Raw genomic sequence first — 13839 nt, forward strand, 5'->3', positions numbered from 1 at the left:
ACAGACGTTCCGCAATATGAGAACAAATTAGCAACAAGAGATTAACCCTAACGCTCGAACCCTGATGCTTCCGGAGGATACCATGATCCAAGAACTGAAGTCCGTTGTTGCCCGTTCTCAGTCGACCCTGTTCGAAGACATGATTGGCGCCGTGGCGCTTCTGGTCATCCTGGTTGGCGGGTTGTCGCTTCCGGCGCTGGTCTGAGCCGCGTCCCCTGTTTCTGCCTAAGATCTGAATCCCAATGCCCGTACGGCGGCTTTGACTGACCCCTACCTGTTCCTGTCAGAGGTGGTTCCTCAAGCCACCAAATCATCCCTCAGCCCCCTGTGCGGGCTTCAGATCACACTACCGCCGCCTTCTGTCCCAGAGCGCGGCGGTTTTTTTCTTGCTTCGGATGAGACATACCAACTGTGGCACCGCCCGGAAGACAAAGGATCAGGCTTTCGGGCGATGAGCCATGCGAATTTCAGCCAAAATCATGGAGAGAATGATGATTGAACGTCTCGACTATGCTGCCATCAACGGCGGCGCCATTGCGAACATGGCGAAGTGCAAAAAGGACATGCCGTCGATCGACAGGAAACTGCGCGCGCTCATTGAACTCCGCGTGTCGCAGATCAATGGCTGTTCCTATTGCGTCGACCTTCATACAATGGAGGCGCGGCAGGCCGGGGAGGTGGCGCAGCGACTGGATTGTATGACCGTCTGGCGCGAGGTGCCGTTTTTTGACCCGGGGGAGAAGGCCGCGCTCGCATGGGCGGAGAGCCTGACCAAGGTGGCGGATCAGGGCGCGCCGGAAGATCTCTATGCGGCTCTGAGCGATCATTTCACCGAGGTGCAAATCGTTGATCTGACCTTGATCATCGCCCAAATGAACGCCTGGAACCGGCTGGCCATCGGTTTCGAGCAGCTTCCCGACGCGAGGGCAGAATAACCCCGGCCATACGGGCACGCGTCAAGCGAGATTGGCGTGACCGGTTCTGTCAGCGGGGAATATCCGCGGACAGAGGGCGGGAGCTGCGCACCGTCTCTCTGGCGGCAGACCCTGAGCCCCGCTGTTCGGGCTTTCAGAACGTATAGCCGAGCCGCAACCCGCCCCAATGTTCGCCGTTGACGAAAATCGGAGCCGACAGGTCCTTCATCATCACGAACTTGCCGCCGCCCATGTCGCGGCGATAGACCTGCAACAGGAAGGGGTTCTTGTTGCGCCCGGCCTTGAGGCCGACACGGTCGTTGAACATCCGGCGGTTGCGCGCATTGGCGGCGTTCCAGTCCGGATCATTGCCCTGCGGCTGCGAGAATTTGCGATTGTGCGTCGGCAGATAGCCATTCGGATCGATCGCGGCGCAGAAGACGACCTTGGGATCGAACTCGAGCATCGGCTCCTGGACCCGCGGCAGGACTTCGTCGGTGAAATTGGTGAACCGGGCCATAAATTGCTCGGGATTTGTGCCGGCCAGCGAGGTATAGTTGCGATCGAACAGATCGCTGCGCGAAATGCGCAGGCTGGCCAGACCTTCGGCGAAAAGTTCGGAGATCTCTTCGGCATTCTCTTTCATCTTATTGATGAATTTCAGATCCTCACTGGCGCCGCCAAGCGCGACCGAGGTCTGGAAAATTGTCTCTGACGTGTCGATGAGCTTTTCGACCCGTGTATGCGCGACATGGATGCCCTCGGCGGTGTCTTTCGCGGATTGGCCGATCTGATCGAAGGCGGGCTGGAATTTTTCCACCGCCGATTGCACCCGCTCGGCCTCTGTGGCCATGCTTTGGGTGGCATCATGGGTCTGTTGCACGCCCTGGGCGATCTCGCTGAGCGCGCGATCGGCCTCGCTGGCGGAGTTGATGACATGGCTAGCGTCGTTGGAGACCCCGGTGGCCTCCTCACGCAGGCGTCCGACCCAGCTTGAGAGGGTCTCGATATTCTCCTCGATCCCTTCGGCGGCCTTGGCGGTCTTTTGCGACAGCTCGTTGATCGCCTCGGCGACAACGCCAAAGCCGCGACCGCTTTCGCCGGCCCGCGCCGCCTCGATCTTGGCGTTGATGGCGAGAATGTTCACCTGACGGGCGATGTCGGCAATCGTGGCGTTGTTGTCCTCGACCGCTTCGAGAGAGGCGGCGACCCGTTCCATCCGCTCCGCAAGCTCCTTGACCCAGGAGGCGACGGTCTGCGATTTCTGGCCGCTCTCGCGCACGAAGGCCACCGACCCCTCGACCCGTTGCAGGGTCTGATCGGTCACTTTGGTAACACTGCCGAGCGCGTTGCGCACCGCGCTATTGGCGCTGATCACCTCGGAGGCCGAACTTTGCACCTCGCGGAGAATATTGATCTGATGTTGGGATTGCTCGTCGACCTGGTCGAGAAAACCGGCGATATCCACCACCTCGAACCCCAGGCGACCGGCGTATTCCGCCAGCTGGGTCATGCGATGATCCGCCGATTGGTCTGCGTCAAACTCGTGTTTTGGAATCATGGGCTCCTCCGAACTGTTTCGGAGAATGGCCGATGCGCCTTTCAAACAGGTTAAACTGTTCTCGCTCTCAGAGCGGTATGGAATACGACCTTGGTGGCAATCGCCTCAGGACCCGGCGGCGCCGTCTTCGAGTTGCTCGAAGGCGTGGCAGGCCGCGGTCAGCGTCAGCAGGATCGAGCCATGACGGTTCTTATAATCCCGCGCCGGCAGCAGGGCCTCGAAGCCGTCGAAAGGCGCGGAGGGCACGGGACCGCCGTCTTTGAGAAAGGCGCTCAGCTCGTCGCGGGCGCGCGCGAGCTCCGCATGGCTGCGCCCGATCACATGCTGGCCGAGAATGGCCGCGGCGGCCTGACCCAGCGCACAGGCTTTCACATCCTGAGCAAACCGGCTGACGCGTCCGTCCTCGACATCCATATCCACGGTCACGGTCGAACCGCACAGGGGCGCGCGTTCGCGGATCGTCACCTGCGGTGCGTCGAGCCGCCCGACCAACGGAATATCGGCGGCCAGGGCCAGCAATTTGCCGGAATAGAGCTTTGCAAGATCGGTGGCGGATGTGGACATGGTTTGCCTTTCTCGGACGCGCCTCATAGATAGGTCATGGTCACGCTCAAGGAAAGGACGAACGGATGTCTTTCGACCCCGCCACGCTGAAATACGACGACAAGGGGCTGATCCCCGCCATTGCCCAGGATGCCGCCAGCGGCGAGGTGCTGATGATGGCCTGGATGAACCATGAGGCGGTGGCAAAGACGCTCGAGACCGGGCGTGTGACCTATTGGTCGCGCTCGCGGCAGGCGTTCTGGATCAAGGGCGAGAGCTCCGGCCATGTGCAGGAACTGGTCGATTTTCGCTACGATTGCGACGCCGATTGTGTGCTCGTGACGGTGCACCAGACGGGCCCGGCCTGTCACACCAACCGCCGCTCGTGCTTCTACCGCGCTGTCCGTGAGGGCGAGGTGGTCGAGCTGATGGCCCCGATGCTGTGACGGCTCAAAGCCCGATCATCGCGCGCAGATCTTCGGGGCTGTAGCCCTCTTCGCGGAATTTCGAGATCGCCTTGGCATCCGAGCGCTTGGCCAGCCGTTTGCCATGTTCGTCGCGGATCAGCCGGTGATGATGATAGGCAATCTCCGGCAGGTCCAGAAGCGCCTGGAGCAGCCGGTGGATCTGGGTCGCCTGCATCAGATCGGCGCCGCGCACCGCTTCAGAGATGCCTTGGGCCGCATCGTCCAGAACGACCGAGAGGTGATAGGCCGCCGTGCCGATCTCCTTGCGGGCCAGAACGATATCGCCGACGCCATGGATCAGTTGATCGGCGTCGAGCCGATGCGTACCGGTTTCAAACGGGCCTGTTTCATTCCATGAAAAACGGCTGACATCTCCCAGATATTCCAGGGCATTTGCCATATTGAGGCGAATGGCCTCGCCGAGGCGAAAATCGCGCATAGTGCGATGCCGACAGGTGCCGGGATAGATCCAGCCGTCCGGGCCCATCGGAGGTTCTGCGCCCTCCTGTGGCGCGGACATGGCCGTCTGGATGTCACGACGGGTGCAGGAACAGGGGTATATCAATCCCAATTCATGCAGCCTGTTCAAAGCATTTGCGTAAATATCTTCACGTGCGGTGACATGCAGGACCGGCTCCGGCCAGTGCAGGCCGAGCCATCGCAGATCGGCATAGATCAAGGCTTCCCATTCCGGGCGGCAGCGCGATGTGTCGCCATCCTCGATGCGCAGCAGGAACATGCCAGTATGCGCCTTGGCGCGCTCATAGGCCGTGAGGGCGGAATAGGCGTGACCCAGATGCAACGGCCCTGTGGGGCTTGGTGCGAACCGGGTCACGTAATGCATCAGGATTGCCCCTCAAGCCACTGAGAAAAATCTTCTTTGGCGCGATCCGTATATCCTTTGTAGCGTTCTTTGCGGCCCTTGCGACCGCCGCGGATGCCGTCCAGAGGCGGGAACAGGCCGAAGTTCACATTCATCGGCTGGAAGGTCTTGGCCTCGGCGCCGCCGGTGATGTGATGGATCAGCGCGCCCATGGCGGTGCTGCCCGGGGGCGGTCCCATATCGCGGCCCGAAAGCTCGGCGGCGGCCAGACGCCCGGCCAGAAGCCCCATGGCGGCGCTTTCGACATAGCCCTCGACCCCCGTCACCTGACCGGCAAAGCGGATATTGGGTCGGGATTTCAGCCGCATCTGATCATCGAGCAAGGTCGGCGAATTCAGGAACGTGTTGCGATGAATGCCGCCCAGACGCGCGAAAGAGGCGTTCTCCAACCCGGGAATCATTTTGAAAACCTCGGCTTGCGCGCCGTACTTCATCTTGGTCTGAAAGCCGACGATATTGTAGAGCGTGCCGAGCTTGTTGTCGCGGCGCAGCTGCACAACGGCATAGGCCTTTTCCTCGGGTCTATGCGCATTGGTCAGCCCGATGGGCTTCATCGGCCCGTGGCGCAACGTCTCGCGCCCGCGTTCCGCCATCACCTCGATCGGCAGGCATCCGTCGAAATAACCGGCGGTCTCGCCCTCGTGGAACTCGGTCTTGTCGGCGGCCAGGAGTGCGTCGATGAAAGCCTCGTACTGATCCTTGGTCATCGGACAGTTGAGATAGGCTTTCTGCTCTTCCTCGGTCTCGCCCTTATCATAGCGCGATTGCAGCCAGGCGACATCCATATCGATGCTCTCGGCATAGACGATGGGGGCGATGGCGTCGAAAAAGGCCAGACGATCCGTGCCGGTTTCCTTGGCGATGGCTTCGCCCAGAGCCGGTGAGGTCAGCGGTCCGGTGGCGAAAATCCACATGCCTTCGGAGGGCAGCTCGGCGATCTCGCCATAGTCTGTCGAGATGTTCGGATGCGATTTGAGCGCCGCCGTGACGGCTTCGGCAAAGGGTTCGCGATCCACGGCCAGCGCACCGCCGGCGGGCAGGCGATGCTGGTCCGCGGTCTGCATGATCAAGCCGTTTGCGGCGCGCATTTCCCAATGCAACAGCCCGACGGCATTCTGTTCGCTGTCATCGGAGCGAAACGAGTTGGAACAGACCATCTCGCCGAAATTGCCGGTCTGATGCGCGAAGGTGCCGGTCTCGGGCCGCATCTCGTGCAGCACGACTTTAATGCCCATGTTGGCGGCCTGCCAGGCAGCCTCGGAACCGGCCATGCCGCCACCGACGATGTGAAGTGTTTTCTCTGTCATGGTTCGCGATGTAGTGGAGCGATAGCAAAAAGAAAAGAGGCGGTGTCGCTGCGGCCTGCCCAGAAATGCAAAAGGCCCCGCAAGGGGCCTTTCGATCTTCATGTAAGGGCGATGAAGCCTTCAGGTCTCGCCGTTGGTTTCGGTCGTGGCGTCTTCCTCATCGCTTTCGGCGATCCAGGCGACGGAGACGACCTCTTCGCCCTTGCCGGTGTTGAAGACCTTCACGCCGCCGGCGCCGCGCGAGCGGAATGAGATGCCATCGACCGGGCAGCGGATCGACTGGCCTTTCGAGGTGGCGAGCATGATCTGATCCTCGAGCCCGACCGGGAAGGAGGCCACGATCGGACCGCCGCGCATGGATTTTTCCATCGCGGTGACGCCCTGGCCGCCACGGCCGCGCACCGGATAGTCATGCGAGGAGCTGAGCTTGCCGATGCCGCCCTTGGTGATGGTCACCAGCAGTTCCTCGGCGGCTTTCATCTCCTCGAACCGCTCCATCGAGATCGAGCCTTCGGCGGCATCCTCGTCGTCATCCGTGCCTTCGACCTCATCGGCGCCGGCCATCTGGCGGCGCATTTTGAGATAGGCCTGACGCTCAAAGCTCTCGGCCTCGAAATGCCGGATCACCGACATGGAGACGACTTCATCGCCCTCATTCACGAGCCGGATGCCGCGCACACCGGTGGAAGAGCGCGAGTTGAACACGCGCACGTCCGGCACCGGGAAACGGATCGCGCGACCACTTGAAGTTACGAGCATAACGTCATCATTTTCATCGCAAATCCGGGCGTTGATCAGGCGCGTGCCCTCATCGTCGCCTTCGAATTTCATCGCGATCTTGCCGTTCGATTTCACATTGGTGAAATCCGAGAGACGGTTGCGGCGCACTGAGCCTTTGGACGTGGCGAAGACGATCTGCAGCCCGTCCCAGTCTTTTTCGTCACGATCCACCGGCAGGATCGCCGCAATCGAGACGCCCTGCGGGATCGGCAGGATCTGCAACAGCGGCTTGCCCTTGGCGGTGCGGCCACCCAGCGGCAGGCGCCAGGTCTTGAGCTTGTAAGCCATGCCGTCGTCGGTGAAGATCAGCAGCTGGGTATGGGTGTTGGCCACAAACAGCGTGGTGATCACATCCTCATCCTTGGTGGACATGCCCGAGAGGCCTTTGCCACCGCGTTTTTGGGCGCGATAATCGGCCAGAGGCGTGCGTTTGGCCCAACCGGATTGGGTCACGGTCACCACCATGTCCTCTTTCTCGATCAGGTCCTCGTCGTCCATGTCGCCGGACCAGTCGGCAATCTCGGTGCGACGCGGCACGGCAAAGAGTTCTTTCACCTCGATCAGTTCGTTCGAGATGATCTCCATGATCCGCTCACGCGAGGCCAGGATCGCCAGGTAATCCTTGATCTTGGCGGCCAGTTCGACCAACTCGTCGGTGACTTCCTTCACCCCGATCTGGGTCAGGCGTTGCAGACGCAGCTCGAGAATGGCGCGGGCCTGCACCTCGGAGAGGTTATAGGTGCCGTCGTCATTCATCTTGTGCAGCGGGTCGTCGATCAGCCGGATGTAATCGGCGATCTCATGCGCCGGCCAGCGCCGGGTCATCAGCTTTTCGCGGGCCTCGGCGGCATCGGCGGAGGAGCGGATCGTCGCCACGACCTCGTCGACATTGGAGACGGCCACGGCCAGACCGCAGAGGATATGGGCGCGATCGCGGGCTTTGCGCAGCTCGAACGCCGTACGGCGCGCCACAACTTCCTCGCGGAAGGTGATGAAATGCGTGAGAAAATCGCGCAGGGTGAGCTGCTCCGGACGACCGCCATTGAGCGCCAGCATGTTACAGCCGAAAGAGGTCTGCATCGGCGTGTAGCGGAACAGCTGATTGAGCACCACCTCGGCGGTGGCGTCACGTTTCAGCTCCACCACCACGCGCACGCCGTTGCGGTCGCTTTCGTCCTGAACGTGCGAAATGCCCTCGATCCGCTTGTCGCGCACCATCTCGGCGATCTTCTCGATCATCGAGGCCTTGTTCACCTGATAGGGGATCTCGTCGATGACGATGGCGTATCGGTCCTTGCGGATCTCTTCGACCCGGGTCTTGGAGCGGATCACCACCGAACCGCGGCCTTCGAGATAGGCTTTGCGCGCGCCGGAGCGGCCGAGGATCATGCCGCCGGTCGGGAAATCCGGGGCAGGGACGATCTCCATCAACCGTTCGGTCGAGACATCGGGGTTCTCGATCAGCGCCAGCGTGGCATCGACCACCTCGCCAAGGTTGTGCGGCGGGATATTCGTGGCCATGCCGACCGCGATGCCGCCCGCGCCATTGACCAGCATATTCGGGAAACGTGCCGGCAGAACCGTCGGTTCGCGGTCCTTGCCGTCATAGTTCAGTTCGAAATCGACCGTGTCCTTGTCGATATCGGCGAGGAGATAGGCGGCGGGCTTGTCCATCCGCACCTCGGTGTAGCGCATCGCCGCGGCGGCATCGCCATCCATCGAGCCGAAGTTGCCCTGACCGTCCAGGAGCGGCAGCGACATGGAGAAATCCTGCGCCATGCGCACGAGGGCGTCATAGATCGCCGAGTCGCCATGCGGGTGGTATTTCCCCATCGTATCGCCCACCGGACGCGCCGATTTGCGGTAAGGCTTGTCATGGGTGTTGCCCGCCTCGTTCATCGCAAACAGGATGCGGCGGTGCACCGGTTTCAACCCGTCGCGCAGATCGGGAATGGCGCGGGACACGATCACGGACATGGCGTAATCGAGATAGGAGGTCTTCATCTCATCGGAGATGGAGATTTTCGGACCGTCCCAAGCCATCGGCTCGCGTGGGGTTTCTTCTTCGTTTTCAGGGGTTTCGGGTGTGTCGCTCACGTTGTCCGCCTGTTGTCTTTATAAGATGGGAATGCGATCTGTATATCGTTGTGTCACACTCTACCCCATACCGGATATGGGGTGCAATGGCGGATAAGAGCTGCCGGTGGCAGCCAGGGGCGAAGGGTGACAACATATTGTTTTCATTGACAGTTAACCGAAAGGGCGCAGAGTTTTTAAAAGGGAGGCGAAAAAGGCCCGCCACAACAGGAGAAAACGCAGATGCAAAACACCATGAACGACACGGAAATGATGCTGGCCGGCTATGGGCTGACGCTGGTGGAATTCACCTATCGGATGCCGGATCATCGAAGCGTGCTGAACACATTTTCATGGCAGCTCTTCGATCTCGCGCCGGATTATCCGAAACTGTTCAAATTCATCGAATTCTGGCACGAGAATATCGAGGGGCCGCTGCACCATGTGCGCTTCACCCATCGCAAACTCATCGCCCCGGGCGAATGGCGCAATTGCGTGGGCGAGTTCACGCTGCATTGAGGGTGGCATTGCGGGCGGAGGGGAATTGGCCTCGTTGGCGTTGAGCCGCGACAAGCCTGCCCGTGGGGTGGCGCTTTGACAGCAGATGTCTGCTCTTTATCCCTGCCAAATTCTCAAGATTTCAATCTCTTGTGCGCGGCCCCAAATGCGCCAGCCCGCAGGGACGGGCAGGCGCAGGCGCGGCGGCCTCCGGCCTTGTTCCGCCCCGAAAGGGAATGTCCGCAAAGGCCTCGAACCTGCCGCTCAAAGCCGCTTGAGCAATCTCTTGAGCGGGGTGGAGGCATCGCCGGTCTTCGAGGCTTCGGAGACTTTGCTGAACCTTGTGCGCAGGGCGTCGGCCCGGGCATCGGCCAAGGCGCCTCCGACCCGTTTGCGGCTGCGCCGTGCGGTCGGAAAGGGGATGACGGTTTTGCTTTTGCGGGCTTTGTTCATAGCTCAAAGATGGGCGCTTTCCACGCCGATCTCAAGCCCGTTTCACGTCGAATTTATGCTTTCTGCCCGGCCGTCGGCCGACGCCTTATGCCGGTTGCGCGGCCGCTTTGCGCCAGGCGATGAACCACAGCGCGGCAAACACCAGCGAGAAGAGGAAGTTCCAGCCCGCCATGGTGATGCCCAGCCCCCATGTGTCCCAGACGATCTCGTCGCAGAGCACCAGCCCGGTATCGCCGCCGGCGCCGGGCAGGAGATCCATGCCCGACATGCCGGAGAAGGCATCGGTGGAACCGGTGCAGGAGCTGGGGCCGGGCCACCATTTCTGTTCGACGCCCGCGTGATACAGGCCGAGACCGGAGGACACGAGCATGGTCAGAAAGCCCAGGATCGTCAGGGGGCGGAACCGGCTCACGAAGAACAGCAGGCCGATGACCACGGCAATGCCATGCGGCCAGCGCTGCCAGATGCACATCGGACAGGGCGGGTAGCCCAGCGCCTGAAAGATGAAGGCGCCGCAGAGGATCGCCAGAGAGCCCAGGGCGGCGGCGATGGCGGGTTGCAGGGCTGCGAAATCGGAGGCTGGTTTGGTCATAGGTATTTCACGGCGTAGAAGCCGCCCAGAAAGAGGATGACGAGGAGGGTGAAGACGAGGCCCAGACGGCGCTCGATGAAGTCGCGGATCGGATCGCCGAATTTCCACAGCAGGGCGGCGACGACGAAAAACCGGATCGCACGGGCCGTGATCGAGGCGACGATGAAGATCGGCAGCGAGAGCTGGGTCACCCCCGACAGGATGGTGATCACCTTGTAGGGGAAGGGGGTCACCCCCGCGATCAGCACCGCCCAGGCGCCGTAATCGTTATATTTCGCGGCGAATTCGTCGAAATAGGCGTCCTTGCCGTAGAATTCCAGAACCGGCTTGCCGATGGTCTCGAAGGCGCCATAGCCGATCCAATAGCCGAGCATGCCGCCCAGTACCGAGGCCACGGTGGCGATACCGGCGATCTTGAAGGCCTCGCGCGGGCGGGCGACGATCAGCGGGATCATCAGGATGTCCGGCGGGATCGGAAAGACCGAGCTCTCGATAAAGGCGACGAGCGCCAGCGCCCAGAGCGCGTGCGGGCTCTCGGCCAATGACATCGTCCAAGTGTAGAGCCTCTTGATCATATGCGCGCCCATCTGTCCCGTTTCGCGCTCCTTTAGGCCCCATTCCGCCGGGAGGGTCAAGCGAGCTGACGCGGTTTGATCTTGTCCGCCCGGCCGCTGACGGTATTGTGAGCAGGGTATTGGAAAATGGTTTTGGAAACCGGGGGCAGCTACGATGAAATGGCAGGGACGGCGCGGCTCGCGCAATATCGAGGATCGGCGGCGGATGAGCGGCGGCAAAGCCGTCGGTGGTGTCGGCGGCGTGGGGCTTTTGGCCATTGTCGTCATTGGCTATTTCCTCGGCATCGATGTCACGCCGCTCCTCGAAGGCGGGGGACAGATCAGCACCGGTTCTCAGAGCACCGAGATCACCAGGGCCGACCAGCAGGCCGCCGAATTCGTTTCCGTGACGCTCGCGGATACCGAGGAAATCTGGACCGAGGTCTTCTCGGAGCAATTGGGCGGCGAATATATTCCGCCGATTCTGGTGCTTTACAAGGGCGTGACCCAGAGCCCCTGTGGCTCGGCCTCCGGCGCCACTGGGCCGTTCTATTGCCCGCAGGATCAGAAGGTCTATCTCGACACGGATTTCTTCACCACCATGTCACGGCAACTGGGCGCGAGCGGCGATTTTGCTCAGGCCTATGTGGTCGCCCATGAGGTGGCGCATCATGTGCAGAACGAGCTCGGCACGCTGAGCCAAGCCAATGCCTATCGCGCCCAGGCCTCAAAGGCCGAAAGCAATGCCGTTTCGGTGATGATCGAGCTGCAGGCCGATTGCTATTCCGGGATCTGGGCGAAGATGGCGGATGAGAAATTCGGCTCGATCGAGCATGGCGATATCCGCGAGGCGTTGAATGCCGCCAAGCAGATCGGCGATGACACATTGCAGAGAAATGCCGGACGGGTGCCGCAGCCGCACACCTTCACCCATGGCACGTCGGAGCAGCGCCAGCGCTGGTTCGCCACCGGCTACAAGACCGGCGATCTGGCGAGCTGCGATACGTTTTCGACCAGTGCGCTGTGACTGAGGGGCTGGTGCCCGGCTGAGCGCGATCCCGATGAAAAAACGTCCGCACTCCGGAAAGGGTGCGGACGTTCTGTTTGATTAGGGCCGGTTCCGATCGGGCGGAAGGATTATGCCTCTTCCAGCGCCTTGACGATCCCGGCAAAATCGGCGGCTTTCAGCGAGGCGCCGCCGACCAGCGCACCGTCGACATTGGACGTGGCGAAAATCTCGGGTGCGTTGCCGGGTTTCACCGAACCGCCGTAGAGCAGGGGAATCTTGCCCGCCTCGTCGTCGCCATAGCGGGCGCTGAGCGTTTCGCGCATGTCGTCATGCACCTCGGCGATTTGCGCCAGCGTCGGGATCTTGCCGGTGCCGATGGCCCAGACCGGCTCATAGGCGATCACCAGCTTGTCGAAATCCACCGCATCGGGCAGCGAGGCCGAGAGCTGATGCCGGATCACCTCGAGCGTCTTGCCGCTTTCGCGCTCATCGAGCGTTTCACCGACACAGACCACGGGCGCCAGCCCGGCCATGGTGGCCGCGATGGTCTTTTGCGCGATGAGCGCGTTGCTCTCGCCGTGATCGGCGCGGCGTTCCGAATGGCCGAGGATGACGTAGTCACAGCCGGCATCGACGAGCATTTCCGCGGAAATGTCGCCGGTATGGGCGCCGGAGCTGCGGGGGTGGCAATCCTGTCCTCCGACATCCACCTTCGTGCCGTCAAGCGCGGCGGCCATGGCGGCCACGAGCGTCGCGGGCGGGCACAGGAGGATGTCGACCTTGGGGGCGGGGAACATTTCGGCCAGCGCCGTTGCCTCGCTGAGGCTGGCTTTCAGCCCGTTCATTTTCCAATTGCCTGCGGCCAGCTTGCGTGCCATCTCTGTCACCTCCTTTGACGGTTTGGCTGCATCATTGCAGCCTCTGGCGGGCAGTCAAGCACCACAATGCAAATCACACTGCGCCGGGATGCAAATCCGGCTGTGTTTTCGTAGAGATGCGGCGGGAGGCCGGAGCATTCGCCCTTGCCGGATCGGTTGCAGGATCGGTCGCCGGGTCAGCGCTCTGCGATCACCATTTTTCGATGGCTGGCGCGTCCGTGGGGCGTTCGTAATAGGCGCCCTTGTCCTCGACGAAGATATGTTTACCGATATGCAGCCCTGTCGTATCATCGAGGCAACCGGCGGCGATGCCGATCCCGTCCTCGTCGTTCATCCGGTAGAACAGGCTCGATCCGCAGGTGCGGCAAAAGCCGCGTTTGGCGAAATCCGAGGAGGCATACCAAGTGAGGCCTTCGTCTCGGGTAAAGGTGAGGCTGTTGAATGGCGCATGGGTCGAGGCCCAGAGATGGCCGCTCGAGCGGCGGCATTGGCTGCAATGGCAGACCGTGACGCTGTCGCGGACCTTGGGGAGTTCAAAGGCGACCTTGCCGCATTCGCACCGTCCTGTGATCATGGTTTCCCTTCCTGTCTTCGCCTGCGCCATCCGTGCATCTGGGATCTACGCCGTCAAATGGCCGCCAGCGCCCGGCGGGCCCAGTCGCAGGCCTGTTCCGGGTCGTCCAGCGCCGCCTCGGGCAGGGTCCAGTAATGCATGCCGCGGCCATCGCCCATCTCGAACTTTTCGCTGCCCTCGGCGGCCAGCTCTTCGGCAAAGCCGCCTCTGGCCTTGAGATAGACGCGCCCGTCGGAAGACAGGATCGCGAAAATCTGCCCATCGCGGTAGATCGAGAGGCCACCCATCATCTTTCGGTGGCTGATCCCGCCCAGGGGGCCGAACAGATCGTGGATAAAAGCGACGTCTTCGTCCGAGACCGCCATCACTTTCCGCCCTGCTTATTTATCGGCAAGGCTCTCGTCGAATTTAATCGACTCGCCGCAGCCGCATTCATCGACCACGTTCGGATTCTTGAACTTGAAGCCGGATTCCAGGAGCGAGACCTGATAATCGATCTCGGTGCCGAACAGGAACATCTGCGCCATCGGCGCGATCATCACCCGGGCGCCGTCCTGTTCCACGGTCTCGTCCATCGGATCGATCTCGGAGACATAGTCCATGGTATATTCCATACCGGCGCAGCCGCCCTTCTTGACGCCGATGCGCAGGCCTTTGGAGCCGTCTTTCTCCATCAGCTTGGCGATCTGTGTCGCTGCTGCCGGGGTGATCGTCACAGCCTGTTTTCCGGGAATGCCGAACATATGATGT

The 13839-nt window shown here is 61.5% G+C and carries 17 protein-coding genes; 5 read left to right on the forward strand and 12 right to left on the reverse strand.

The window, feature by feature from the left end; genetic code table 11:
* Positions 1-82 precede the first annotated feature (82 nt).
* Together BM151_RS21935 and BM151_RS04015 are read left to right on the forward strand one after the other, a co-directional pair.
* On the forward strand, positions 83-205 hold the full coding sequence (locus BM151_RS21935) for a hypothetical protein (RefSeq protein ID WP_281245286.1): 123 nt from the start codon (positions 83-85) through the stop codon (positions 203-205).
* Between the two features lie 286 nt (positions 206-491).
* Entirely contained in the window at positions 492-935 is a 444-nt protein-coding gene (locus tag BM151_RS04015) for a carboxymuconolactone decarboxylase family protein (RefSeq protein ID WP_090057735.1), read from the forward strand.
* Between the two features lie 133 nt (positions 936-1068).
* Here the strand turns inward: BM151_RS04015 and BM151_RS04020 are convergent, their stop codons facing one another.
* Complete coding sequence (locus BM151_RS04020; RefSeq protein ID WP_090057740.1) at positions 1069-2475, reverse strand: methyl-accepting chemotaxis protein; 1407 nt, start codon at positions 2473-2475, stop codon at positions 1069-1071.
* 105 nt (positions 2476-2580) lie between these two features.
* The gene (locus BM151_RS04025) at positions 2581-3039 is read right to left on the reverse strand and encodes an iron-sulfur cluster assembly scaffold protein (protein ID WP_245781089.1); all 459 of its coding nucleotides are present in this window, start codon (positions 3037-3039) and stop codon (positions 2581-2583) included.
* A gap of 65 nt (positions 3040-3104) precedes the next feature.
* On the opposite strand from BM151_RS04025, the gene hisI reads away from it, so the two are divergent.
* On the forward strand, positions 3105-3464 hold the full coding sequence (gene hisI / locus BM151_RS04030; RefSeq protein WP_090057748.1) for a phosphoribosyl-AMP cyclohydrolase: 360 nt from the start codon (positions 3105-3107) through the stop codon (positions 3462-3464).
* Positions 3465-3468: 4 nt separating this feature from the next.
* On the opposite strand, the gene gluQRS is transcribed toward hisI, so the two are convergent.
* The 3 genes from gluQRS to gyrA all read right to left on the reverse strand — a co-directional run bounded on the left by gluQRS (position 3469) and on the right by gyrA (position 8552).
* Entirely contained in the window at positions 3469-4329 is an 861-nt protein-coding gene (gene gluQRS / locus BM151_RS04035) for a tRNA glutamyl-Q(34) synthetase GluQRS (RefSeq protein ID WP_090057753.1), read from the reverse strand.
* Positions 4329-5675 (reverse strand): methylenetetrahydrofolate--tRNA-(uracil(54)-C(5))-methyltransferase (FADH(2)-oxidizing) TrmFO, encoded by a 1347-nt coding sequence (trmFO, locus tag BM151_RS04040; protein ID WP_090057757.1) that lies wholly within the window; start codon positions 5673-5675, stop codon positions 4329-4331. The genes gluQRS and trmFO overlap by 1 nt, the downstream gene beginning before the upstream one ends.
* Positions 5676-5795: 120 nt before the next feature.
* Positions 5796-8552 carry a DNA gyrase subunit A gene (gene gyrA / locus BM151_RS04045; protein WP_090057760.1) on the reverse strand — a complete coding sequence of 919 codons (2757 nt, stop codon included), beginning with the start codon at positions 8550-8552 and terminating at the stop codon, positions 5796-5798.
* A gap of 234 nt (positions 8553-8786) precedes the next feature.
* Here gyrA and BM151_RS04050 point away from each other — a divergent pair, with 234 nt between their 5' ends.
* Positions 8787-9050: an usg protein gene (locus BM151_RS04050; protein WP_090059181.1), complete on the forward strand. Its 264-nt coding sequence runs from the start codon at positions 8787-8789 to the stop codon at positions 9048-9050.
* Between the two features lie 243 nt (positions 9051-9293).
* Here BM151_RS04050 and BM151_RS04055 read toward each other — a convergent pair whose 3' ends face one another.
* The 3 genes from BM151_RS04055 to BM151_RS04065 form a co-directional block, all read right to left on the reverse strand.
* Positions 9294-9482: a hypothetical protein gene (locus BM151_RS04055; protein WP_090057764.1), complete on the reverse strand. Its 189-nt coding sequence runs from the start codon at positions 9480-9482 to the stop codon at positions 9294-9296.
* Between the two features lie 85 nt (positions 9483-9567).
* A complete protein-coding gene (locus BM151_RS04060) occupies positions 9568-10074 on the reverse strand; it encodes a disulfide bond formation protein B (RefSeq protein ID WP_090057769.1) in 507 nt (168 codons plus the stop codon).
* A complete protein-coding gene (locus BM151_RS04065; RefSeq protein WP_090059182.1) occupies positions 10071-10649 on the reverse strand; it encodes a YqaA family protein in 579 nt (192 codons plus the stop codon). Before BM151_RS04065 ends, BM151_RS04060 begins: the two co-directional genes overlap by 4 nt.
* Positions 10650-10803: 154 nt before the next feature.
* Here BM151_RS04065 and ypfJ point away from each other — a divergent pair, with 154 nt between their 5' ends.
* Positions 10804-11655, forward strand: a complete 852-nt coding sequence (ypfJ, locus tag BM151_RS04070) for a KPN_02809 family neutral zinc metallopeptidase (RefSeq protein ID WP_090057773.1) — start codon at positions 10804-10806, stop codon at positions 11653-11655.
* A gap of 110 nt (positions 11656-11765) precedes the next feature.
* On the opposite strand, the gene tpiA is transcribed toward ypfJ, so the two are convergent.
* The 4 genes from tpiA to BM151_RS04090 all read right to left on the reverse strand — a co-directional run bounded on the left by tpiA (position 11766) and on the right by BM151_RS04090 (position 13832).
* The gene (gene tpiA, locus BM151_RS04075) at positions 11766-12515 is read right to left on the reverse strand and encodes a triose-phosphate isomerase (protein ID WP_090057776.1); all 750 of its coding nucleotides are present in this window, start codon (positions 12513-12515) and stop codon (positions 11766-11768) included.
* Between the two features lie 190 nt (positions 12516-12705).
* Complete coding sequence (locus BM151_RS04080; protein WP_090057781.1) at positions 12706-13089, reverse strand: GFA family protein; 384 nt, start codon at positions 13087-13089, stop codon at positions 12706-12708.
* A gap of 53 nt (positions 13090-13142) precedes the next feature.
* A complete protein-coding gene (locus BM151_RS04085; protein ID WP_090057784.1) occupies positions 13143-13454 on the reverse strand; it encodes a TfoX/Sxy family protein in 312 nt (103 codons plus the stop codon).
* A gap of 15 nt (positions 13455-13469) precedes the next feature.
* Positions 13470-13832: a HesB/IscA family protein gene (locus tag BM151_RS04090; RefSeq protein ID WP_090057787.1), complete on the reverse strand. Its 363-nt coding sequence runs from the start codon at positions 13830-13832 to the stop codon at positions 13470-13472.
* Between the last annotated feature and the right edge of the window lie 7 nt (positions 13833-13839).

It is taken from the genome of Celeribacter neptunius (assembly GCF_900113955.1).
Classification (GTDB): Bacteria; Pseudomonadota; Alphaproteobacteria; order Rhodobacterales; family Rhodobacteraceae; genus Celeribacter; species Celeribacter neptunius.